This window comes from Chryseobacterium sp. CT-SW4, from assembly GCF_048572715.1.
Lineage (GTDB): Bacteria > Bacteroidota > Bacteroidia > Flavobacteriales > Weeksellaceae > Chryseobacterium.
Window position 1 is genome coordinate 1,328,381 of sequence record NZ_CP183840.1, and the last position, 25,172, is coordinate 1,353,552.

The window sequence follows — 25,172 nt, forward strand, 5'->3', positions numbered from 1 at the left end:
TCACTAATCAATATTTTACGGGAAAGCGTAATTTACTGTTTAAAAATGGTTAAGAAAAAAAGATTTTTCATGATATTTTGATGTGATAAATTTTTGAATACTCTACTTTATGGTTTTTCAAAATACGAGTGATGTTTAGTAAATAAATGATTTTAAAACAACGAATTGGGAAATGAAAAAACCGACATCGAAGAGCAAAATCTTCAAATGTCGGTTTTGTGAACTACATGGTTGGATCAACGAACCAATTTTTCGCAGATTTAGAAAATATTTTGAATGTATGTGCTTGATTTTTAGATTTTTAAAAATCATTTAGTTTGGTTTGAATCCTGTTAGGTATAGAAATAGTTTTCAAATGTTTTTAGAGTTCACCCCAAAACATTTGTAGTAATCTCTCTCTGATTGTTACTGCCCTGATGTTTTTGTCAGCATAAGATTATTATATATTTTCACAATTATTAATTGAATCTTATAGTCACTTAAATCGGGTTACTCCTCTTTAGGGATATTACTATATTATTGTTTCTTTTCCACGAGTTATATCAATTTTAAAAGTCATTCAAGTGTATAATTTTATAAGAATTTGTTGAATTATATAAATCATCCCTGTTCATGCGGTCTTTAACACTAATTTTTTGTTTTATAACAAATGATAGAGTTAAGTTTTTCTTTTTCAAGAAACTCCTTAAATATTTTCGATCTATAATTAAATAGCTATTATAAGGGGCAGGTGTACCATAGCGGCTAATATCTTTAAAATTTAATAGAAAATCGTTAAATGATGCTATTTCATTTTGGTCCTTTGTAAATGTAAGTATACCTGAGCTGTAATCAAGCCGTGTTTCTTGATCGAAAATAGGAGATAGCAATACTATATTATCTTTCATTCGATAGTATTGCCACATATTATTAGCTAATGTCCTTATTTCGCTAATCAGTGGTACGTACTGATTTGATTGGTTATTTTGATGAAATCTCAATTTTCCATCTAAGGTTCCATAATTATGAAAATGTACATTAGCAGGATACCAAAAACCACTCATTGTTATATGTTTGTATAATTGCTTTGCGTCCATTTGCAATGAACTGGTTTTGGGAGTTGCAAAGGCAAAGGCTTTTAGTTGGCAATATACATTTGAATCATAATGATTGTCACCATGTGAAAAATTACCATTAAAAAAAAGCGGAATAGAATCATTATCTTTCTGTAGAAATTCTATTAATACTGTTTTATAATCATCAATCTCTTCAATTGTTCTAGAATCTTTAATATTTAATTGAGGCCACCAAGATGGACATTGTGTAAATTTTATTTTCCACAAGGAATAATCAATCGGTAAATTTTTGATAGTATAATGCCATAGATCATTGGAATCAATCAAGTTATAATTATAGAGAAAATCAACCAATTTCATAAATGTTGATTTTAAAATGTCTCCAAATACAGTTGTTCTACCAGTGATGATATTATACTGACTGTTCGAGTAATCTTCATCTTTGCTTTTATCATATGTTAAATCAAAGTCTTGGCAATATTCTTCATATGAAGTACACCACACGTTCCATACATCAATAAAATTTCCAGCCTTTTGTTTAAGAGAATCTACATAATCTATATAACATAAAGGAAGATTTCGCCCTACAAGGTGCTGGAAGTCTTCTCTATTTAGTTCTGTTTTTCCTGAAGTAGCGTAAAAATATAATGGATTAGTAATATTTAGTTTTAATTTTAATGTTTCAGCGATGTTTTGCATGAGTAAATCAGTTGCTAGACATCGTACAGAAAGTAAATTGTTTAATATATTTTGATTTAAAAATTTAAATGTGAGAGAGTTTATGTTTTGTAAGGACTTAATTAGGATTAATAATCCTTCACAAGCTCTATTTTCAAGAGATTGTACTAAAAGATAGTCAAAAAATATCTCATGATATTGCCCATCAAAATCATTTTCCAATATATCTGCTATTGCTTCAGCTGCGCTAGCCTTGGTAACTGGATTAATCCACATTAGGCGAGATAACAAAATTTCAAATGGCGTTATCTCTGCTGGACTGAGGAAAAAGTCTGGGACGGGTAATTCTACGTTTGGAAATATTTCAGGTAAAAGATTGAGGTAAGAATTTGTTATATTCTCAGCTTTTGAAATATCTCCACAGTCAACATAAAATTGTGTACTTTTGGGAATGGGAACATTATAATTTTTTTCTTTGCCATAATGTAAGCCTGTATTTTTTACACTTTCGCAATAAAACTCCTGTTCTCGTCCTGGATAGTCTTTTAATACATTTTTCCATCTTTTTTGAGATTCCTTCATACGACGCATATAGGTAGGAGACCATCCACTGCCATTAGACTGTGCCCAACATATACAGTTGAATGCAAATTCTTTATCATATTTGTAAGCAATAGGATAGATAGTGTCCAATAATTCAGCAGATATGTTTGAAAATCTATTGTTAAATATTTCCTTTAATACTTTTATTATTTGATACTCTTCCTGTGGAAAGGAATTTAATCTAGTGTTAAGCCAACTATTCAGAAATGATGACTCAGAATATGTAATACTACCATTGATGAAATTCATTTTTACTACAAGATGTTCTTTAAGTTCCTCTGGCTTAATATGACTGTGGTCCTTGTTTGTTTTACTGGCAAGTTTCTCTTGTTTTAATTGTTTATGAGTAGCTGTATTTATTCCAAACTTACTTGTCAAATTATTTATTATGTCTTTTATTGATGTGTTACTTTTCTGCAATTCATTCAAGGTTTCCAAGTTATTGACTGCGGTCTTACCAATGGCTTTAGAAACAGGATCATCAAAATTCAACGTATGTAATATATCATCAAAAGTACTTTCTACTCTATCATATTCTCTGATAGAAAGATTGTACATATAAATGTTGTAAAGCATTTTAGGACACACTTTGGCTAAGAGGTTACAAAATATAGTTATGAAATGCCTGGTTTCATCTCCGTCTGTTAACTTTTCGATATGATGTATGTAGGGAAAAATTTTCACTAAAAAGTCTTTACTTTTATTTGATGCCGCATTAATACAAACTTCGATACTTTCCAAAATATCATGAAGAAGCATATATTTATGGTGTGAATAGGCCAGAATATTAGCTGCGGCTCTCTCAAGTAGTGGTCTTATTAATTCGTTATTGTCAGATGTAGCAGCTAAAATTGCTAAATCTGTTATATAGTCGCATTTTTCAGTAAATGGAATAATTTCATTTTGTATTTGTTGTAATTCAGTTGTTATAAATTGCTGAACTGCAATTTTGTTCGGTTTTATCCGTTTAGAATTAATAAGGGTAAACAGGGATGCTTTATTGTACCATTTATTATTTTTCAAGTAATTTAATTCTTGATATTGTAATTCATGATTATGGTTATTCTTTTTATTAATTATATAAGACATCCAAAGTACAAAATCTATGATATATGGTATCCCAATTCTTCTATATTCGTAGATATCATAATTTTTGGGAAATTTCAATATATCTAATTCTTCAATGGGACTTAAAATATTTTGAATATCTATAATGCTTTTATCCTTTGCCCTATCAGATAATAATTTTGCGACACTTAAAATAGCAAAGTACATTTCCGATATCCAGATTTTGTTTGGATCATTATCCTTAATTTCTATCTTGGGCAACTCACCTAAATTCATATAGGCATTGATAAAAGCTCCTAATAAATTATGTTTGAGTAGATCCAATATTGGTTCTGATTCACTAGAATGATATTGCACTTTTATGGGAAAAGAGTCTAATGGTATTAGTTCAACCATATTACCATTTGTGTAACCAAAAAGGCTCTTGTAAAATAATTGTAAGAGTGTTTCTTTTGGAAGCAGAGTATCAATATGATTTGCCCATGTTGCAGTTACATTCTTTAAATCATAAGCTATTAGTACCTCAGATAATGCTTCCTTTTCTTCTTCAAGTAATTGGGTTTTCAAAATTTCCTCAACATGACGAATTGGTTGTTGAAGTTGTTCAAATAGCTTTTCTAAGTAAAATTTAAAAAAGTGCGCTGCATGCTTATCGCCTCGGAATTGTTTGATAAATTTGAAAATTCTTTTAGTCGGAATATCATAATTGATAACTATTTGAATCCAGGACTTTGCAATTTCATTAATTTCGTGGTTAGCTTCAGTAAATAACTCATTAATTCGATCTATAGCTTCTTCGGGAATAACGCTTGTTATTCCTTTTTTCTTGAGAGCAATGACGATCTCAGCAAGTTGGTAATGTGTTAAAACACTAAAATCAGGATATTGTATAGTGATGGTTTTATTTGTTTTAAAAGATATAGCCCATATATTACCAAGTGTTTTATCCAAGTTATAATACCTATTACTAAATAGATTTTCAACAATTGAGAAGTATATAAGTTTATCCAATTGATTTGTTTCAAAAGCAGCTTTTGTTGCTAAATACAAGATATTTTCAATAGTAGTTTCACTATGACAGTCAAGATATTGATTAACAATCCAAGAGTTATCAATATTCAATAACATATCTGGATTTCCTAAATAGTATTCAACTTTTGGCAGTTCAGACCAGCAAAGTGGGTATTGGGGCTTTTCTTTTAACCAATTTTGTAGAATTCTATATAATAATATTTTCTGTTCATTGAGTTCTGGTTGGTTGTGAATGAATACAAAGAAACTGTTGTGATACACTGATATTCCAGATAGCTCAAATCGGAATAAATGACGAATTTGGGCAAAACTGTCTGTAATCTCATAAGGATATTGGCAAAAATTAGATGCTAGAGAAGTTAGTTGCTCTTCTTGCAATTTAAAATCTAGGCTTGTTAACGCAAATGAAATAGTCTTCGCTAATGAAGAAAGTTGTTGCCATAGGCTCTTATAATAATCTTCAATTTCAGTATTATAATGAGGAATACGGTCTAAATCGAATTCCGAAATTCCTTTCTTTAAATTTTTTATTTCGGTCAAAACATACCTTAAGTGTAGAGGGTTACCTTTAGTAATCTGTGATAATTTTGAAACTATTGTCTCAAAATAAGTACCATATATTTTGTAGTCTTTTGGAAAAGCTTTAATAGCTATCTTTTTTATACTTTCTCTCCTTAGTCCTTTGATTTCAATCCATTGCTTACGAGGTGCATATTGATTAATAATATTAGGAAAACAGTTTGTCGCCATTTCTTGTGTTCCTAAAATTAACCAATACCCCTTTTGAGGATATAGAACTTCATTTAGAAATTCTATAAGTTGGCTTTGGCTGTTTCCTTCTCGAATTACATGATCTAATCCATCAATAATTAGAATAAATGATTTATTTTCATTTCTGCAGTAACCTGCAATTTGGTCTATAAACTCCTTTAATTGAGTAAACGTAGTATTTTGTTCACCTAACGATTTAATTACAGTATTTTTCTGTTTTTTAAATTCAGCTTTTAATCCTTCAATTACACGTTCCGAGTTTAATCGATCAGCATATGAATTGTCCTTCGGATTTAAGTGATAATGGTGGCGAAATACAAGTGTATTTTCTTTCTTAAGTAATGTATATAATTTAGATAAGTAAGTACTTTTTCCACTACCAGGTTTTCCTATAAATACCTTAATCCCACCGTCTATACTGGTTAGGTCCTTTAGAATATCTTGATGAGTATTTTTGTTGAAGAACTCAAAGTCTGTAGGGATTTCAAAGTTTTGATTTAAGGGTCTGGGGTTATCCCACGATAGATGTAATCTTATATCACTTAAAGTAAATGTTTTCGGATGCTTTTCAGCTCCTTCATTTGCTATAAAAAGCAGAAGACTATCAACTCCGGCTTTAGTAACCTTTAATTGCTTATATAAAATTTCTCGAAGCGTTTCTTCCAGATCTTTTTTATTTGGTTGATTAAATTGAAAGCAAAACTCTCTAAAGAATATATTAATTAATTTTAGATCTGTATAAATTGATTTCAGATTTTCGAGAAATTCTGGATTGACATCTGAAATTTTATAAGGATTCAAATATCCATTTTGAAGGCATTGTTCAATTTCAGGGGCAATATTTCCATTAGTGATCAGACTACAAAAAATATTTGGTTGTTTTAGCGCGAAGTATGATTCCATCCATTTGGATAGCCCTTTATTAATTAATTGATTAAAATCCCACAAATCAGTTTCTGGGTTCTGCTTATGCTTGATTTGGTAGTATTCGACTCCTCCGTCTTTCCTTTGTGCAACAATGTCATCAATCGCAAAATGCGTAATGTCAATATCTTCCGGTTTATACTGAATCCGTATACTTTCGTATAGTTTTGGGTCTAATAACCAATCTACACATAATTTTAAGGTAAATAAATCTTCATATTTATATCCACTTCTTATAGAGCTGTTGGGATTTATTTTCATTACTAGTGAATTGACTTTTTTAAATTGGGATTTTATGTTTCGAATTATCCAAGATAAGAATTTAATCTAAATGTCAGAAAAGGGAACCCGTAAGATTTCATTACGGGTTTTATAAAGTTGTTGTAAGTTTCGGGTAGTGATTATTTTATTTTTTATTTTGAAAATCTATGTTTTTTAAAATTGTTTTCTCTTATAACTTATGTTTAGTTACTTATTTCTGTTGTATTGTAGATTTGAGTGAAGCTTTATGGATTCTATTACGGGAAACAGTAATGATTCAATAGAAATTTAGTTTATTTTTAGCACGAAAATGAAAGAAAGGGTCAACTTTAAGCCCTAATTTATTAACTTAGTGCTTACTAATACCATATAGCTATTAATGATTGAGAAGAACATAAAAGATGATTTTTTAGATTTATTTTATAATGACCTGTGCGATGAAGCGCTAGAAAATAATAATACATTAAATCTTTTTACTTTAAAGGTCAAAAATAATGCATTTAGCTATGACGAGCTTATAAATGAACTTGGAAACAAACTTTGTTATTTTGCTCTCTCTCGTAAGCAAGTTGATGAGTTAAAACAAGCAGATAAATTCAATGATCTTGTAAAAAAGGCAAAAGCTAAACTGAAACATCATGCTGATAACGAGGGTGAACTCGGCGAAATTTTATTATACTGTTTACTTGAATCTCATTTAAATGCTCCAAAAATCCTTACCAAATTGGAATTAAAAACCAATTCCAATGATTATGTCAAGGGAGCTGATGGTGTACACCTTTTAAAGCTCTCAGATACAGACTATCAAATCGTTCTTGGTGAATCAAAACTTAACTCTGATATTAGTAAAGGTGTATACGAGGCTTTTGGGTCAATTAGCAAATTTCTAAAATCCACATCAAAGTTGGAGTTTGAAATTGACCTGATAAATAGTGAACTCGTTAAAGAGGCTTATGATCAGACAACTTATGAAATGCTAAAAAGGATCATAATTCCGAGTGCAAAGGAGGATGATACATATCTGGATTATTCCTTCGGAATATTTTGGGGCTTTGATATTCCCATTACAGATGATGAAAGCAAACTTAATAATTCAGACTTCCGTAAAAATATAAGAGAGAAGATCAAGAAAGAAGTACTTAAAGCGAAGAATTCGTTGAATCATCAGCTAAAGAAAAGCGACTATACAGGGTATCAGTTTTATATCTATGTCATTCCTTTCTCAGACCTTCAAAATAAAAGAAAACATATCATTGAAAAAATAGTTGAGTGATGAAAATTATCGATAAACTGACTGAGGATATTTTACGAGATGAATACTTCAATGCTTTGTTTAATAAATGTTCTTTGGTAACTGCGCAAAACCTGTTCAAAAAATCAAACAGGGTTAAATTTACAACAAAAGAGTTGAGGGACACTTTGCGCTTTGCAGACATTTTATCCAACTCTAAAAATTCTGAAGCGAGAAATAGATCTTATCAAATTGTTGCCTCTCTGAATCAAGATTACAAAGATAACGAAGTATACAGAACAGTATCAAAAGCTATATTTAGTAAACTAGGTAATTTTCCGGCTATTAATTATTTGGAAAATAAAAACAAAAATATTGCAGTTCTCCCAATTTTTAGGGAAATTGAAACCGAATCTAAACGATTGATACAGCAGGCTCCAGATGGAAACGGAATGATTTTTACAGACACGCAATTTGAGCTATTTAATAAGCTGTCCAAAAGTACCGAGTTCAGTTTTTCCGGACCGACTTCCATGGGCAAGTCTTTTATCATCAAATCTTTTATCAAAAAGGTGATAAAGAACAGTCCACCAGAAAATATCGTGATCATTGTACCCACCAGAGCTCTTATCAATCAATTTTTTTCTGATTTAAAAAATGAACTTCATGAGCTTCTGGACACTTATAAATATAAAATCTTTATTAATTCAAATGTATCTGATATTTTAACTGAAGAAAAATACAATTATATTTTTGTTTTAACCCCAGAACGGCTTCTTAGCTATTTGTCACAAGATACAAATCCTCCAATAGGCTTTTTATTTATTGATGAGGCACACAAATTAGCAAATGATAAAGATGCCCGTAGTATTACGACTTATTCGGCTATTGAAAAAGTTCAGAAAAAGTATGGGAATGTTAAATTGTATTTTTCTTCCCCAAATGTTTCCAACCCTGAAATATTTTTGAGACTGTTCAATAGGGATATACAAAATTCATTTAGAACAGAAGAGTCTCCCGTATCTCAAAATATTTATTTTGTTAACCTTGAGACTAAAGAGGTTGAGTCTTATTCCAATAATTCAGTTTTAAAGTTGCAGGACATACTTGATGATAGCAAGGATTATTCAATTACAAAATTTATCAAGTTCATTGGAGCTGATAAAAATAATCTCATCTATTGTTATTCCAAGAGGAATACGGTGAATAAAGCAATTGAACTTTCAAAGTTACTTCCAAGAAATGAGCAGAGTGAACTTGTTGAGCAGGCAATAAAAAATATTAAAGAATACATCCATCCGGAATATTACTTAGTTGATTTTATAGAAAAAGGAGTGGCATATCACTATGGTAAATTGCCCCAGTTAATAAGAAATTTGATCGAAGATTTATACCAAAGGGAAGAGATCCGCTATGTATTTTGTACTTCAACATTATTGGAAGGAGTTAATATGCCTACACAGAATATTTTTATTATAGATAATAGAAGTGGTTCGAAAACAACTTTGTCACCAATTGATTTTTGGAATCTTTCTGGAAGGGCAGGAAGATTGACAAGAGAGTTAGAGGGAAATATTTTCTGTATTCAGTATGAGGATTTTAAATGGGTTGACAAGGATGTTTTGATAAGAAAGGATATTAAACTGCAGCCTACCATTCTGACTAAGATTGATCATAATCTTAAAAAAATCGAAAAGGCACTTAAAAATGAAGAGATAAAATCTGGTTCTGAAGTAGAGAAAGAAATATTAAAATATATTGCGAATATCATTAAAGTTGACACTTTAGAAACTACAGCTAATTATAAAAGTCCAATAATTGATAAGTTAATTGAAGATAATAAGCAAAAGCTCATCGATTTGGCGAAGCAAGGGATTATTAATTTTGAGATTCCAAAGTCGATCTTGAAGTTCAATCAAACTATCAATTTTGAGGTTCAGGAAAGAATTTACAAAACTGTATCAAAATCAAAAAAGAGTATATTACCTAACAGTGGAGCTATAAAATATGAGAGTATCCTTAAAGTATTGATCGATTTTCACAGATTATATTCGTGGGATAAAACAGAAAAGAAGCTTGCAAATGTAAACAGTTTAAAATACTACGCAGTGCTGATGAACCAATGGGTTCAGGGTTTTTCTTTAAGCCAGATAATAAGTCAATCTATCGACTACAATCATGATAATGGATATCAGGTAGAAGTTGATTTTAGAGTGTATGAAGTATTTGATAAGACAAATAGAAAGCATATAAATGCTCTAATTGAGAAGCTTATCGATGACATTGAATATGTTCTTCGCTATATTCTGGAAAAGTACTTCAATCATTACTATCAAATTTTGGTGGCTATTATAGGAGAGAGCAAAGCCGGAGATAATTGGGCAACACTCTTGGAATATGGAACACAAATACCACAGGTGATAGCTTTGCAGAATATCGGGTTGTCTAGGAATACTGCAATTAAAATTTTTAGACATCATAGAAAGTCCTTGATATTGAAAGATAATAAACTAGTTGGTGTAAATAAAGCACTTTTACTAAATGAATTTAGACCAACATCTCTAGAATTTGAAGAAATTAAAAGAACACTATAAAAAGATAGTTTAATGTCAATTAAAATCAATACTAATTAATCACTCATTACTATTTAAATAACGAAAATCTTAATGGAGAACGGATCTTGAGAATTGCATGAAGAGCTGAATAATATGCGGTTGATAGTTTCAGAGATTATAAAAAGTGAAATATTACCCTGTCTCACTGTAGGATACAGCTTTGCATAATTAGGATTTACTGTTAATGTGTAGCCAAATTCCAAATTATACCAATTTTTCTAATGAATTTCCCTTTTTAATTGATACAGCATAAATTGTTTTTTGTTTATCATTTCATATACTTAAAAATATTAATTTGTAAATCAAATAAATACATTAATTATATGAAATCAGCCTATTTATACGTCCGTGTAAGTACAGATGAACAAAAAAGAAAAGGATACTCCTTGCCAGAACAGGAGGATAGATTATTGAAATACTGTAAATATAACAATATTGAAGTCAAAGGAATCTATCGTGAAGACTACTCTGCTAAAAATTTCAACCGACCTGAATGGAAAGAATTATTTTCAGAAATTAAAAAGAAATCGTCGGGAGAAGATAAGAACATCCTATTTATAAAATGGGACAGATTCAGTCGTAACGTTGAATATGCTTACGAAATGATTGGAAAGCTGCGAAAATATAAAACGACAGCAATGGCTATTGATCAACCAATTGATTTCTCTGTGCCGGAAAGTACCGTTATGCTAGCTGTATATTTAGCGGTTCCTGAAGCGGAAAATACTCGGAGGGCTCAAAATACTGCAAATGGTATTCGTCGCGCGAAGTTGATGGGCAGGTATCCCAATAAAGCACCCATTGGATTTATTAATTTGACATTAATGGATGGTAAAAAAGCTATTGTCCCTAAAGAGCCGGAAGCCGAAATTATAAAATGGGTTTTTCATCGGGTTGCTCAGAACGATCATAAAATATCTGAGATCTATGAAATATCTAAGGATAAAGGATTACTATGTTCAAGATCACACTTTTTCAGGATTTTGCGTAATCCAATTTATTGTGGGCTTATATCAGTCAAACTTAAATCTAATGAAGAGCAAATGATAAAAGGTTTGCATGAATCTTTAATATCAGAATCGTTATTTTACCAGGTTCAGTCTGTTATTAATACAAAAAGAAAAACTACTTCTAAAAAAGATGATTTAAAAGCACTGTTTTTTCTTAGAGGTTTTCTGACTTGTCCTGTTTGTGGTCGAAAACTCAGTGGAAGTATTGCACAAGGACGATCAAAAAAATATCCATATTATCATTGTCATGATCGCTGTAGGACAAGGATAGACGCAGTTTTTCTGAATGATTGTTATCAAAATAAGCTTCAGCAATTGATACTATCAAATAATACAATTGAACTATTTAAGGATATTTTGGAAGGTCAGAATATAAAGACACAGAAAGCAAGTTATTTATATACTCAAAAACTATTAGAAAGAAGAATAAAGGAGGAGGAATTAACCCTTTCTAGAGGTAGAAAACTATTTATAGCAGGAATATTGAAAATTGATGACTATAATGAATTAAAAAAAGAAAATCTAGTTAATACTAAAAACCTCAGGAAGGAAACACTTGATATTGTTCTTAAATTAAAAGCTATCGATAGAAAGAATCAAATAGAAAATAAAGCGCTCGTTGAAATTTTTCAAAAATTTTCCGAGTTTGATACCTCAGACAAAAGATATCTTGTGAGTCTTATTCCACCAGTTGATATTGATTATAAAACAGGAGACCTTTCTTTGGACTTGAATCAGACATTTTCAAAAATATTGTTAAAAAGTAACCGAAAAATTAATAAAAAAAATGAATTTCATTGATAAGAATGTTTCAGTTGAGCAAGCAATTATAGTTTTAGCTAAGAATGGTATTCAGGTAAATGAGGAGGAAGCTAAAATTATATTGGAATTGCTATATTTAGTATCAAAAAATTACAATAAGCCAAAAGAGAAAAAAATACTATAACCTTAATGGGATTTCAAACCAGGCTTCAATGCCGATGAAATCTCTGATATAGCGCCTTTAGACTGTCAATTTCAGACAGACTTAGGTTTTCATACGAAAAAAATCAAACCATAAAACATCAGGTTATAAAAGCTTGATATAGAGATTTTTATGTATAAAAAAGAGAGACAACTATCAAATAGTTGTCTCCTTAAGTGACCTCGACAGGATTCAAACCTGTAACCTTCTGAGCCGTAATCAGATGCGCTATTCAGTTGCGCCACGAGGCCTTCATTAAAGGTTTGCAAATATAGCACTTTTTTCTTTTCTTTGAAAGATGAAATTGAAAATTCTGCTATTAATAGCCTTTTGGACGCTAATTTCCTGTAAAAGAGAACCAAAAATATCATCCACCGATTGGGTTTCCGTTTCAGGTCGGGTAGCCTATAAAAAAGAGGTGGATGTCTTTAAGCTCAAATCAGGAAATTTCTCTTATGATTTTAAATCTGATAAGCTTCCGTTTAAGAGAGTGATCGTTCTCAATGCCAGCCTTATTGGGTATCTTTCCGAGCTGGGATTGGAAAATAATATCGTGGGGGTATCGAGTCCGGAGTACATATATTCCGATAAAGTAAAACAATTGATAGCGGATGGGAAAATCCAGAATATAGGAAGTGATCAGAAATATGATGTTGAAAAAATTATTTCATTACAGCCGGATATCATATTTACCAATTATATTGCAAGTTTTGAAAATACATATCAGCTTTTAAAAAATAATGGAGTGCAGGTAGTTTTTCTGGATGAATATCTGGAGCAGAAGCCTTTGGAAAGAACGGGTTATTTGAAAGTTTTCGGGGAATTGCTTGGAAAAGATAAAGAAGCGGAATTACGCTACCACGAAATTGAGCAAAATTATGACGGGCTGAAAAAAATTGCCCTTACAGCATCTCAAAAACCAGCAGTCTTAGCCAACGAAATGTACGGAAGTGTATGGTACCTGCCCGGTGGAAAAACCTATATGGCCAACTTTATTTCAGATGCAAATGCAGACTATATACTCAAAGATAATAATGAAGAAAAATCTGTAACGATGAGCTTTGAGGAGGTATTTTCAAAATCGCAGCAGGTGACCTGTTGGGTAAATGCAGGAAATCACATCTCGAAACAGGTAATGGTCAATATAAATCCTTTGTATGGCAAGCTTGAAGTATTCAAAAGCGGCAAGGTATATGGTATCGGAGGCCGGGAAAAAGAAAAAGCTAATGATTTTTTTGAAAGCGGTGTTGTAAGAGCGGATGGGGTGCTGAAAGATTATATTAAAATATTTCATCCTGAGCTTTTACCGGATTACCAGCTTACCTATATGAAGGAATTGCAATAACTCAGCGGAATTTGTTTATTTTTGCAGAACGTTTTAAGGTATGTGGAAAAAAATAAAGCAACTGATATTTGCGGTTATAGTATTGAATATCGTATTCATTATCGGAGGAAGGTTTTTTAATCCTCCTATCACCATCACCCAGTTGGGAGGGCTCTTTGAATATGGTAAATTGCACAGGGATTATATCTCATATGATGAAATGGGGGATAATGTAAAAAGAGCGGTTATAGCTTCCGAAGATCAAAAGTTTTTTATCCATAACGGCTTTGATTATGATGCCATAGAAAAAGCAATGAAAAGCAATGAAGCCGGTAAAAAATTAAGAGGAGGAAGTACCATTTCCCAGCAGACAGCAAAGAATGTTTTTCTGTGGCAGGGAAGAAGCTGGATAAGAAAGGGGCTGGAAACGGTTTATACCTTTATAATCGAAAAAGCATGGGGAAAAGACATTATCCTTGAAAGATATCTTAACTCTATCGAAATGGGACAGGGTGTATTTGGAGTAGAAGCGGCGTCCCAGTATTATTTTGGAAAATCATCTAAAAACCTTACGAAATCCGAAGCAGCTTGGATAGCAGCAGTATTGCCTAATCCGAAAAAATACGATCCTAAAAATCCTTCCGCCTATCTTTCCAAGAAACATAACTGGATTATGAGGCAGATGAGGAATGTAAGTTTGAAATAGTATCTTTGTACTGATGAAGTTTTTCAATACAGACACAAAAGGTTTTGAAAACGTTCTTAAAAAATATTTTTCATTTAAGAACGAAACCCTTTCTCTGGAGCCGGTTACGGAGTTCCTGGAAAGTGTGAAAAAAGCAGATTTTACAGATGTACTTAATTGTTTAAAAAGAAATCCTGATTATGCAGTTAATTTCAGGCATTACCTTCATAATATATTTAGCGGAAGGCCTTTTAACCTCTCCCTTACCGAGGCCAATATCCTTTCGGAAAATGCTTTTATTCCTGAACTGAAAAAAAGAATCCTTAATAAAATACTGCCACCTGTAGAAAATGAAAATACAGTATGGTACCTGATAGACAATGTAAGCTTAACGCCAAAGAAAGATCTGGAATTTCTCCATAATCTTCCGGAAAATGAGCTTAATGAATTTCTGGAACTGTTAGGAGCTTCAGACTTTATTGTAAAGCCTAATGTAAAAAGAGAGCTTATATTCTCCATGAATATCCTTTCATGGCGTGCTACGGGAATGGCTATGGAAGTGGAGGTCGTAAGAATGGCTCCCGAATACAGAAATCTGGATAATCCCTTTTTAGCTCTCCAGAACGAACTGGAAAGTCTGGCTGAAGAACTGAATAATAATCCCGATCTTCAGCTGCATTCCAAGGACAGCAGCTATAAGCAGATCAAAATATACGTTCAGCAATGTGAGGAATTTGTCAACATTGCCTTTAAAAATTCATCTAAATATGGAATTTCAGGGAAGATCAACCAGTCGCTCCTGAAAATCCGTCAGCAGATAAAGCGTATTTTTGAAATTGTACAATTATTGGTAATCGACGATGAAACTGATATCGTATCGAATTCCAAGCAGATGATTTTTAATATTATTAAATATAAATCTTATAAAAATAATATCTCTGAACTCATCAACGACAGTACAAGGCTGATCTCTCATCTTATCACCAACCATACGGCAGAAACAGGAAGCCATTACATTACGTCCAACCGTAAGCAGTACATGAAAATGTTTTATAAGGCAAGTGGTGGTGGAATTGTGGTCGGAGCCTTATGTGTCCTGAAAATGTTGTACGGATATATTCCCGGAAGTGATTTTTCCCATGCTTTTTTATATTCCTTAAACTATGCGATGGGATTTGTTATGATCTATCTGATGGGATTCACACTCGCTACGAAACAACCGGCCATGACAGCGGCTACAATGACGAAGGTACTGTCAGAGGAAGGAAACGGAAAAAGAAACAATACGGAATTTGCCGATCTTGTTTCCAAGTTGTTCAGGAGCCAGTTTATCGCATTTGTGGGGAATGTTTTACTCTCTTTTCCTATTGCGCTGGCGATTATATACGGACTGGATGTATTTTTCTCACAGAATATGGCGGTAGACAGAGCTGATAAGCTGCTTAAAGATTTGGATCCTGTTAAATCCAAAGCTATTCTCCATGCGAGTATTGCAGGTTTTTACCTGTTTATTTCAGGAATTATTTCAGGAAATATAGGGAATAACTCCATCTTCTATCAGATTCCGGACAGAATTGCTAAAAGCGTATTCATCAGAAAACTATTCGGAGCAAAATTTGCTAAAAACCTATCCAAATATTATGCAAAAAACTGGGCGGGTATTGTTTCCAATTTCTGGTTTGGGGTTTTTCTCGGAGCCACGGCACCTGTAGGAATGTTTTTCGGCTTGGATCTCGATATCCGGCACATTACCTTTGCGGCAGGTAACTTTGCGCTGGGGTTGTATGGAAAAGACTTCTCTGTGGATTCTTACACCTTCTGGATTTCTTTCGTTACCGTTTTCCTTATAGGATTTTTTAACTTCCTCGTGAGCTTCGGATTATCAATGTCTTTAGCATTCAGATCAAGAAAAATGAACTTTGGCCAGGTAAGTGAGATTTACAGGGAAATATTTAAATATTTTGCCAAGCATCCTCTCAAGTTCTTTATTCCGTTGCGTTCAAGACTCGATAAAAATGCCAATGAGCTGGTAAGTAAGACGATGACTACAAAACCTGAAGATCATTAAATTTATCAGCACCGAATTTATCCTGAAACTTTTTAAGATAAAAGCTTTTACGCATTTTAAAATCGTTTTTCAATAGGGGAGAACCGATCTTGATAATGATGTTTTTATTTTTGAGGTCTACACTGATGATTTCCCTGAAAAGGCTTTCATCCAGGTAATCCTCCAAAAAATCCTTGATTTCAAAAGCAATTAATTTATCTTCAAAACCATGAATTCTGGCAAAAGATTTCACAAGTTCTGAGGATTGAAATTCTCTTTTTTTACTTCTTTTCATAGGGCTTAAATCTCAAAAATAATACTCTCTTCATTGATTTTCTTTACCACACTTTCGGTTCTTTCCTTATGGGTATCGGTAATAAAGATCTGTCCGAAATTTTCCTTATTAACCAATTCAATCAGCTGAGAAACCCTCTGGTCATCAAGTTTATCAAAAATATCATCCAGCAACAGAATGGGAGTTTTACCCGCCAGCTTTTTAACTAAATTCATCTGAGCCAGTTTTAAAGAGATCAGAAAAGATTTCTGCTGTCCTTGGGAACCTACTTTCTTAATGAGCACATGATCCATTTCAAAAAGCAGGTCATCCTTATGGATTCCCTTGGAAGTATACGTAAGCATCCGGTCTTTTTCCAGACTTTCGGATAATAAATTTTCAAAAGAATTTTCCAGCAGATGAGATTCGTAGATGACCGAAACAGTTTCCTTACCTCCCGAAATAATCTGATAAAAATTTTGAATAATAGGATTGAGCTTTTGGACAAAATCTTTTCTCTTTTCAAATATCTTAGTTCCGAGACGAGTGATAGGATCATCATAAATTTCGAGAGCATCCTTATCGAAGGTCCTGTTTTTTGCAAAATATTTCAGTAAGGCATTCCTCTGCTGAACAGCCTTTTGATATTGTATAAGGTCAAAAAGATATTCCGAATCCGTCTGGGAAATCATAGCATCAAGGAATTTCCTTCTGCTTTCTCCGGAATCAGAAATCAGGTTAGAATCATATGGAGAGATCATCACACTTGGCAAATACCCGATATGATCCGCCATCCGGTCATAGCCTTTATCATTTTTTTTAATGATCTTTTTGGATTCCCGGGGCTGGAATATTTTAATGATATCTTCACTGTCGTCATTTTGAATTTCGGCATCGATAGTGAAGAAATCTTCATCTTTCATGATATTATTAAGATCCGTATTCCCCAGAAAGCTTTTCCCTACGGAAAGATAATGCAGGGCATCCAGTATATTGGTTTTGCCCACACCGTTGTTTCCTACAAAACAATTGATCTGCGGGGAAAATTCAAACACCTTTTCTGAATGGTTTTTAAAATTGTATACAGAAAGTTTCTTAATAATCATGATTCAAAAATACTTCATTATTCCTAAAAATAAAAAAGGAAGTGCGGAGCAGGTCTCCACCCCGAATGAAAAATAGAGGTCATCTCGTTTATTCTCAGAGAAGTATATAAAAATAAAAGTAATGCAGCCTGTCAGAAAAAAAGCAAGAGCAAAGGAAGGCTGCAAATAAAAACCGGAAATAAGCATGCTTACAAATACAAGAAGGTAAGCAATGTTTTTCGTGTTTTGAACACCTATAATTTTAGGAAAAGTCTGAACAGTATCACTTTCCATGTCCCGGATATCAAAAGGAAGCACTAAAGCCGTAATAAAAAAGAAGCTGATCAGGAAAATAGGAAGATCAAATTCCGGTAAAGTGAGCCAGCAGTTAACAAGCGCCCATACCAAACCTACATAAAAAACTTTTAATAAAGGGATTTTCCGGATGTAAATATCAAGAAAAAAGCTGTTATATAACAATCCCAGTACTACAATGACCGACCATTTTAACAGCCGTATTTCATTGTGGTTGATGATAATAAGGCAGGCACAGATAATTCCTGCAATCGCATTTATGACCAGGATTCTGTTAAAGTATTTTGTTTTCTGGTATTTGGTGTATAAATAACCGCTGAAATAGGTGATAAATATCAAAAATATAGTGGGGAAACGGAACGTCTTTTGCTCTTCCATGAAAAATACTGCGAAAAGAGTACCCGTTACAGATACATAGAGTTGGCTGTCTATAACAGATTTTTTCAGTATTTTTAAAAAGTTCATTGATCAAAAATAACATATATGAAAAGATTTTACAAGACTTTTATGTTTTTGCTTTCTATACTGAGTTTTTCCATGGTTTCAGCACAGAAATATTATGATGACCAATGGAAAAAGATTACTGATAACAGTGAGAAAGGAGCATATAAGTCCAATCTTCCCATCGTTTTGGAAATACAAAATCAGGCTATGAAAGATAATAACACAGTACAGCTTATCAATTCTTTAAAAGCGGAATTCAGTATCATAAACAGCACCGAAGATGATGATCAGAATAATGCCGCATCAAAATTCTTCAGTAAACTTCAGGATGCGGGGAAAAAGCTGAAAGGAGAAGAAAAGCTGTTGTATGAAGTTATACAAAGTGGATTTTTTACTGATTATTATACCAGAAATATCTGGAAGCTGAACGGAAGAACCAATATCAGTTCACAGGACGTTTCACAGATTGAAACATGGAGCAAACTTGATTTTAAAAATTACTTGCTGAATAATTTCAAAGAGTTGGATCAGCAGAAGCCGGATATGAAAAAGATAAGTTTGTCAAAATACAAAGATCTTTTTTCAGATAACAAAGATATAGCCTATTTCCCGACTTTACTGGATTGGTACGGCCTGAGAAAGATTGGTTTCCTTTCCAACAGAAACCTGTTTACAAAAAATGAACTGAGTGCGAACCAAAGTCAGATCAATGCTATTTATGATGAGCTGATCAGTCAGAATACAGGAAATTCAAAATTGTATTTTTCCCACATGAAGTTAATACAGAACTGTGATTTCAATAAGTGTACAGACAGGCTGGAACAACTTCAGGCTCTTATCAATTCAGATACCGAAGGGGATTATAAAGTTATGATCATGGAAGGAGCCATGAATGAGCTGGTCAATAAGCAACAGATGAAAGAAGCTCTGAATATGGCGGATCAGGCTAAGAAGAAATATCCTAAGTCCCCATTTATTAATAACATTAAAAACAGGGAAGAACAAATTCTTAACCCTTCACTGAATATAAAATATGAAAGACAGACCCAAAGCAACCTGCCTATTCATATTGCGGCGGAATATAAAAATTTAACTGAATTTGACCTTACCATTTATGAGATCAAAGATGATTGGGAGTCATTTATGCAATACGCCGGGAACTCTTACAGTAAGACATTTGGAAAGCTTAATAAAAAGCTGGTGAGAAAGGAAACTTATCAGTTATCCGATCCCAAAGATTATAAATTGCACAAAACATCATTGGAGATCAAGCCTCTTCCATCAGGGATTTATGTAGTTGAATATAAGGTTACCGGAAAAGAAACGGATAATACGGCTAATCAGAATTTTTATTTTCTGGTGTCCGATAACAGGATTATTTATCAGACCAAAACAGATCGGAATCAGCTTTCAAACGAGTTGAAATTGGTAAGCAGTGAGAATGGAAAACCTCAGGCTAATCAGCCTCTGGTTTTTTATGAATTTGTTGCCAATAAAACATTTGATAAAACAGATGGAAAAACAAATGAAAAAGGAGTATTTAAACTTCCTGGCGGCAAAAGTAAAGAATATTACAGAACCTATTTAATTCAGCAGCCCGGAACCCACGATTTCCAGATGATGCAGGTGTATGGAGACAACAATGTGGAGGATTACAACCCTAATAAAGAAACACGGACAAAAGCTCAGATATTCACGGACAGAGCCATTTACAGACCGGGGCAGACCGTGTATTTCAAAGTGATCAATACCAGGATCAATAAAGAAATAGAATCGGTTGTTTCGGGGATAAAGCAGAAAATAACCCTGCTGGATGCCAGTAATCAGGAAGTTTCTTCTCAAAACTTTACAACGGGCGAGTTTGGTTCCTATCATGGCAGCTTCATTCTTCCCAAAGGAAACCTGAACGGAGTATTTTATTTACGTACAGATGCATCCACAGAGCCGGGTTATAAAGATATAAGAGTTGAAGAATACAAAAGGCCAAAGTTTGAGCTTACTTTTGAACCTGTAAAAGATGAATATAAATATGGGCAGACCATAGAGCTGAAAGGAAAAGCAATAATGTTCTCCGGAGTTCCTTTAAGTGATGCCAACGTAAGCTATGAAATTAAAAAACACAACATACGATGGAGGTATTTCTGGTGGTACCCTCAGGATAACAGCAGTGAAAATTCCATTCTGGGAGAAGTGAAAACAAATGGACAGGGGGAATTTGTGATTCGCCTGGAGCTTAAAAAGGATGAAAAACTGGAAGGCATTCAGGTTGATAATTATGAGATCAATGCTTCCGTAACCGATATTAACGGAGAGACACAGTCGGCAAATACCCAGCTTAAAGTAGCTTCAGTTTCTCATTATATTAAAGCTGAGGAAATTAAAACTACTTTGGGAAATGAGAATGTTACATTAAAAGTAGAAACCAGAAATTATAACGAGCAGGACCTTCAGAAATCTTATCAGGTAAAACTTTCCAGACTGGAAGCACCGGATAGGATTTTTAGAAATAACTTCCAGTCGGCTGTTCAGGACCTTCCGAAGTTTTCAAAATCGGAATTTGTCAATAAATTTCCTCACGATCTTTTTGATAAAAAAGATGAGCTTAAAAACTGGAATTCTAAGGTGATTTTAACTAAAACAGCACAACCGGGAGTCTTGGATCTGGGCAGGCTCGAAGCCGGAGATTATGAGTTGGAGCTGTATAATATCGAAGGAAAGGACACTATAAAAACAAGTCAGAATTTTAGCGTATGGGACTCCCGTTCCCTGAAAGCCGGTCAGAAAACATTTTTAACCGTTGTAGGACCGAAAGATAAAGTAGCAAGAGGTGGAAAAGCAAAATTATATGTATACTCAGCCATTCCCGATGCACTTGTAAACGTTTTTGTACAGGATGGTTCGGGAAAAACCGTTTCCGAATCCCATACCCTGAAAAACGGAATGCTCGAATATACCGTTCCGGTTCCTGCGGATAAAAATATTTCCAGTCTGAATATTCAGTTTCAGGTAGTAGCATTTAATGATGTCCAAACGGAGAATATTAATTTGGAAATTAAAGATATGGATCAGCCTTTACGCATAGAAACGATTACCTTCAGAGATAAACTGGAGCCCAATTCAAAAGAAAAATGGTCCGTTAAAGTATTGGGTAATGATAAAGAAAAGGTCAATGCAGAAGTACTGGCCAATATGTATGATATGTCGCTGGATCAGTTTGCTGCCAATAATTTTAACTGGCAGAATCTGTATACTCCCTATTCTGTAATAACTTCATATGATATTAATCAATATCTTGAGCAGAAATATTATCAGAAAAATATACCCTATTTAACCCGTGTGTATGTAGGAATTCCTCAATTTGACTGGTTCGATTATCGTCTCTATAAGCTTGAGATGAAAACCAATGCCTTACAGGGACGTGTGGCAGGTGTAAAAGTCCGTGGAGTCGCTAAAAATGCCGATGCGCTTTCGCCATCTCCGGCAGTTTCTAACCTTGAAGAAGTTGTAATGGAGAAGTCTTTGGCTAAAGAAGTAGCCTATGATAAAGCAGTGGGCAGTGAAAATGATGATACGTTAGAAAACGTACCGGTGCGCCAGAACCTTAATGAAACAGCCTTTTTCTATCCCGCACTGAAAACGGATGCGGAAGGAAATGTACACTTTGAATTTACTTCTCCCGAAGCCCTTACCAAATGGAAGCTGATGTTCCTTGCCCACACCAAAGATGCAAGAGCTGCCACACTGGAAAAAGAAGTAATAACCCAAAAAGAATTTTCGGTGACTCCGAATTACCCAAGATTTTTAAGAGAAGGTGATCAGCTGAATCTTCAGTCCAAACTATCTAATCTTACCGATAAAAAGTTAAGCGGAACAGCACAGCTTCAGGTGTTGGATGCCTTTACCAATGAAGATATTTCTTCACAATTCGGGCTTAATAATCTTTCTCAGTCATTTAACCTTAATGAAAAAGAAAATGCAGTCGTGGCCTGGAAAGTGAAAGTTCCGGAAAATGTTTCATCCGTTATCTTAAAAGTAGTGGCTAAAGCAGGATCCTATTCCGATGGAGAACAGCAGGCTGTTGCTATTCTTCCCAACAGGATGCTGGTTACCGATGCCGTTCCGGTATTCGTAAAAGAAGGAGAAACCAAAACTTTCGTATTGGATCAACTTAAAAATAACAGTTCAACAACGGTTTCCAATGTTTCCAATACATTAGAGCTTACGACTAACCCTGTCTGGGAAGTAATGTTTGCTCTACCAAGCCTGAAAAATGATCCTAATAATTCAGCAGATGTGGCTTTCAATAAATGGTTTGCAGATGTACTGGCTTCAGAAATTTTTAAAGCCAACCCAAAAATAAAAACCGTTTTTGAAGAATATCAGAAAAAAGGATTGCTCAATTCAAATCTGGAGAAAAACCAGGAGCTGAAACAATTGCTATTGGAAGAAACACCATGGGTATTGGAGAGTCAGAGTGAAGAAGAAAGGATGCAGAAGCTGGCCTTGCTGTTCGATGTCAATACCATGAAGAATTCCATTGATCAGGACTGGGATGATTTCAAAAAACTGCAAAACCCTGATGGCGGATTTTCATGGTATTCCGGTTATCCGAGTTCATATAGTGTATCATTATATATTCTGAAAAGCTTAGGGAAAATTAATCTATGGCTAAAAGAAGACATGAAAGAGTATCAGAAATCTTCTCAGGACGAAATAGTATCTCAGCTCATCCGCTATGTAGACAATGAAGTTAATAAATACAGAGATATTAAAAAACAAGATGTCTTGAATAACCAGGTACTGGATTATCTGGATGCCCGGAACTATTGGGAAAAACAATATCCTTTAAAAGAAAAAGGAGCCACACTGAAAACATTGGTGAAGCAAAGAGTCAAAACAGCGAAAATCACAGATTTTACATTCTTTGGTCTACATCGTATGGCTTTATTAACAAATGATTACGGACTGAAAGATGTTTCCGGTAAGCTGATGAATTACCTTAAAGAAACTTCAACGCAAAGCCAGACGCAGGGGATTTATTGGAAGCAGAACTTAAACGACTGGGGTTGGTTTACTTCAAAAGTAGTGAATCATGCAGGTGCTCTGGAAGCATTTAATAAATTGAAACCGGATGACCAGCAGTTTATTGAAGAAATGAAAATCTGGCTCGTTACCCAGAAAGAGGTCAATTCATGGGGAAGTTCCCGCGGAACTGCAGAAGTTATTTTTACGATTTTAAATTCAGGCAAGTCCTGGACAGGATCCGGAAGTGATAAAGCCACTATTATTTGGGGCGGAAAAGAGCTGAATCCTCAGACACAGGCAACCGGTTATGTAAAATCGATCGTGAAAACAGATAAGGTAGACAAAGCCCTGGGGTCGGTAACCGTAACGAAACCAGGCCCGGGAATTGTTCAGGGAGGATTATACTGGCAGTATTATGAAGATCTGGATAAAATAAAATCTTCCGAAAATTATATTTCCATTACGAAAGAGTTCTATAAAAAAGTAAAAACCGTCAATGGGGAAGAGCTCCATAAAATAGCTCAGAATAGCCCGCTGAAAGTAGGTGATAAAGTAACCGTAAGAATGATCCTGAATACAGACCGTCCTATGGAATTTATTCATATCAAAGATATGAGAGCCGCAGGTTTTGAGCCGGTAGATGTTCTTTCGGGGTATCAGTGGAAAAACAACCTGGGATACTATCAGTCCACCAAAGATGCTTCCACCAACTTTTATATTCAATACATGCCGAAAGGGAAATATGTCTTTGAATATGATCTGATGGTAAATGCTGCCGGGAAATTTTCCAACGGGATCACTACCATGCAGAACTATTATGCTCCGCAGATGAATGCCCATACACAGGGATCAAGTATTCAGGTAGCAGAATAATGATTTAAATTAAATGAAAAATAGCATTTCATTTTTAACAGGTTTAGATCTTACATTAAAATAAATTCTTATTAAAAATAAAAAACCTTCACCAATCTGTGAAGGTTTTTTATTTGTTGTTTAAATTAATTAAAATCCATTATTTTAAAATTAAACATGATTATAAACATATATATCTTAATTATTTAAATTTTGGAATGATTTTTGGCTGTAAGAAGTAAATTAAAAAACAAAAAGAAATGAAATTTTTAAAGACTTTGATTACCGGAGTTGTATTAGTGGTAGGGGTAAATGCTTTTGCTCAGAAAAAAGCAGAAAAGTTTGAGAAACTGGAAATCGACATGTTCCCGAAAGCAAAAGATGGCTATAAGCAGGTGTATATCCAGCTTCCGATTGCCAAAAATGAAGAAGACCTGAAAGTGGAATTTTTTGTGGGCCTTGAAAAAATGTTGGATTGTAACCGTCATTCTTTAATGGGAGAGATCAAGTCTCAGGATCTGCAAGGTTGGGGATATAACTATTATGAAGTAGAATCCAAAGGAGAGACCAGAGGAACCATGATGGCCTGTCTGGATAATAAGCTGACTAAAAAGTTTGTTACCCTGCAGCCGGAAATCGTAAGATACAACAGTAAACTTCCTTTGGTATTTTATGTTCCAAAAGATATGGAAGTACGTTACAGAGTATTACGACCTGATCATACGATGAAAAAAGCCGTAGAAAAATAATGTAATTATTAATAAACAATTCCCTTGCAGCCCTTCTGTGAGGGAATTTTTTGTGGATATAAATGAATTTAAGTAAATATTAAACACTTTCCTGCAAGAACTTATTTCACTGAAAAACAATATTAAACTTATATTAAACGTATAATTGTTGAATTTTTAA

Annotated in this window: 13 protein-coding genes and 1 tRNA gene; 9 read left to right on the forward strand and 5 right to left on the reverse strand. The window is 33.7% G+C overall.

Annotated elements, in window-relative coordinates; all coding sequences use genetic code 11:
* Positions 1-548 precede the first annotated feature (548 nt).
* Positions 549-6,392, reverse strand: coding sequence for an ATP-binding protein (locus tag ABJ974_RS05965; RefSeq protein WP_419870475.1), 5,844 nt, complete (start codon positions 6,390-6,392; stop codon positions 549-551).
* 379 nt (positions 6,393-6,771) lie between these two features.
* Between ABJ974_RS05965 and ABJ974_RS05970 the strand changes: the two genes are divergently transcribed.
* The 4 genes from ABJ974_RS05970 to ABJ974_RS05985 all read left to right on the forward strand — a co-directional run bounded on the left by ABJ974_RS05970 (position 6,772) and on the right by ABJ974_RS05985 (position 12,194).
* A complete protein-coding gene (locus ABJ974_RS05970; RefSeq protein ID WP_419870476.1) occupies positions 6,772-7,665 on the forward strand; it encodes a HamA C-terminal domain-containing protein in 894 nt (297 codons plus the stop codon).
* Positions 7,665-10,217: a DEAD/DEAH box helicase gene (locus ABJ974_RS05975; protein WP_419870477.1), complete on the forward strand. Its 2,553-nt coding sequence runs from the start codon at positions 7,665-7,667 to the stop codon at positions 10,215-10,217. Before ABJ974_RS05970 ends, ABJ974_RS05975 begins: the two co-directional genes overlap by 1 nt.
* A 344-nt stretch (positions 10,218-10,561) precedes the next feature.
* Entirely contained in the window at positions 10,562-12,049 is a 1,488-nt protein-coding gene (locus tag ABJ974_RS05980; RefSeq protein WP_419870478.1) for a recombinase family protein, read from the forward strand.
* Positions 12,036-12,194, forward strand: coding sequence for a PTS sugar transporter subunit IIBC (locus tag ABJ974_RS05985; RefSeq protein WP_098971372.1), 159 nt, complete (start codon positions 12,036-12,038; stop codon positions 12,192-12,194). The genes ABJ974_RS05980 and ABJ974_RS05985 overlap by 14 nt, the downstream gene beginning before the upstream one ends.
* Before the next feature lie 195 nt (positions 12,195-12,389).
* Here the strand turns inward: ABJ974_RS05985 and ABJ974_RS05990 are convergent.
* Positions 12,390-12,463: transfer RNA gene (locus ABJ974_RS05990), tRNA-Arg, on the reverse strand.
* 47 nt (positions 12,464-12,510) lie between these two features.
* On the opposite strand from ABJ974_RS05990, the gene ABJ974_RS05995 reads away from it, so the two are divergent.
* Genes ABJ974_RS05995 through ABJ974_RS06005 form a run of 3 tightly spaced genes read left to right on the forward strand, consistent with a single transcriptional unit; the run spans position 12,511 to position 16,289 of the window.
* Complete coding sequence (locus tag ABJ974_RS05995; protein ID WP_419870479.1) at positions 12,511-13,557, forward strand: ABC transporter substrate-binding protein; 1,047 nt, start codon at positions 12,511-12,513, stop codon at positions 13,555-13,557.
* A 40-nt stretch (positions 13,558-13,597) separates the two neighbouring features.
* Positions 13,598-14,242, forward strand: coding sequence for a monofunctional biosynthetic peptidoglycan transglycosylase (gene mtgA / locus ABJ974_RS06000; protein WP_419870480.1), 645 nt, complete (start codon positions 13,598-13,600; stop codon positions 14,240-14,242).
* Between the two features lie 13 nt (positions 14,243-14,255).
* Positions 14,256-16,289, forward strand: coding sequence for a recombinase (locus ABJ974_RS06005; RefSeq protein WP_419870481.1), 2,034 nt, complete (start codon positions 14,256-14,258; stop codon positions 16,287-16,289).
* On the opposite strand, the gene ABJ974_RS06010 is transcribed toward ABJ974_RS06005, so the two are convergent.
* Genes ABJ974_RS06010 through ABJ974_RS06020 form a run of 3 tightly spaced genes read right to left on the reverse strand, consistent with a single transcriptional unit; the run spans position 16,267 to position 18,407 of the window.
* Positions 16,267-16,563: a hypothetical protein gene (locus ABJ974_RS06010; RefSeq protein WP_419870482.1), complete on the reverse strand. Its 297-nt coding sequence runs from the start codon at positions 16,561-16,563 to the stop codon at positions 16,267-16,269. The two genes, ABJ974_RS06005 and ABJ974_RS06010, sit on opposite strands and share 23 nt — an antisense overlap.
* Positions 16,564-16,568: 5 nt before the next feature.
* Positions 16,569-17,648 (reverse strand): DNA replication/repair protein RecF, encoded by a 1,080-nt coding sequence (gene recF / locus ABJ974_RS06015; protein ID WP_419870483.1) that lies wholly within the window; start codon positions 17,646-17,648, stop codon positions 16,569-16,571.
* A gap of 3 nt (positions 17,649-17,651) precedes the next feature.
* A complete protein-coding gene (locus ABJ974_RS06020) occupies positions 17,652-18,407 on the reverse strand; it encodes a UbiA prenyltransferase family protein (RefSeq protein WP_419870484.1) in 756 nt (251 codons plus the stop codon).
* Positions 18,408-18,425: 18 nt separating this feature from the next.
* Here ABJ974_RS06020 and ABJ974_RS06025 point away from each other — a divergent pair, with 18 nt between their 5' ends.
* Positions 18,426-24,284, forward strand: a complete 5,859-nt coding sequence (locus tag ABJ974_RS06025; RefSeq protein WP_419870485.1) for an alpha-2-macroglobulin family protein — start codon at positions 18,426-18,428, stop codon at positions 24,282-24,284.
* Positions 24,285-24,523: 239 nt separating this feature from the next.
* Complete coding sequence (gene eco, locus ABJ974_RS06030; RefSeq protein WP_419870486.1) at positions 24,524-25,012, forward strand: serine protease inhibitor ecotin; 489 nt, start codon at positions 24,524-24,526, stop codon at positions 25,010-25,012.
* Positions 25,013-25,172 lie beyond the last annotated feature (160 nt).

What these genes read in the sequence shown, in the direction of transcription:
- ABJ974_RS05965 (WP_419870475.1), bottom strand. Translation starts at nt 6,392, where the DNA reads ATGAAAATAAATCCCAACAGCTCTATAAGAAGTGGATATAAATATGAA.
- ABJ974_RS05970 (WP_419870476.1), top strand. Translation starts at nt 6,772, where the DNA reads ATGATTGAGAAGAACATAAAAGATGATTTTTTAGATTTATTTTATAAT.
- ABJ974_RS05975 (WP_419870477.1), top strand. Translation starts at nt 7,665, where the DNA reads ATGAAAATTATCGATAAACTGACTGAGGATATTTTACGAGATGAATAC.
- ABJ974_RS05980 (WP_419870478.1), top strand. Translation starts at nt 10,562, where the DNA reads ATGAAATCAGCCTATTTATACGTCCGTGTAAGTACAGATGAACAAAAA.
- ABJ974_RS05985 (WP_098971372.1), top strand. Translation starts at nt 12,036, where the DNA reads ATGAATTTCATTGATAAGAATGTTTCAGTTGAGCAAGCAATTATAGTT.
- ABJ974_RS05995 (WP_419870479.1), top strand. Translation starts at nt 12,511, where the DNA reads ATGAAATTGAAAATTCTGCTATTAATAGCCTTTTGGACGCTAATTTCC.
- mtgA (WP_419870480.1), top strand. Translation starts at nt 13,598, where the DNA reads ATGTGGAAAAAAATAAAGCAACTGATATTTGCGGTTATAGTATTGAAT.
- ABJ974_RS06005 (WP_419870481.1), top strand. Translation starts at nt 14,256, where the DNA reads ATGAAGTTTTTCAATACAGACACAAAAGGTTTTGAAAACGTTCTTAAA.
- ABJ974_RS06010 (WP_419870482.1), bottom strand. Translation starts at nt 16,563, where the DNA reads ATGAAAAGAAGTAAAAAAAGAGAATTTCAATCCTCAGAACTTGTGAAA.
- recF (WP_419870483.1), bottom strand. Translation starts at nt 17,648, where the DNA reads ATGATTATTAAGAAACTTTCTGTATACAATTTTAAAAACCATTCAGAA.
- ABJ974_RS06020 (WP_419870484.1), bottom strand. Translation starts at nt 18,407, where the DNA reads ATGAACTTTTTAAAAATACTGAAAAAATCTGTTATAGACAGCCAACTC.
- ABJ974_RS06025 (WP_419870485.1), top strand. Translation starts at nt 18,426, where the DNA reads ATGAAAAGATTTTACAAGACTTTTATGTTTTTGCTTTCTATACTGAGT.
- eco (WP_419870486.1), top strand. Translation starts at nt 24,524, where the DNA reads ATGAAATTTTTAAAGACTTTGATTACCGGAGTTGTATTAGTGGTAGGG.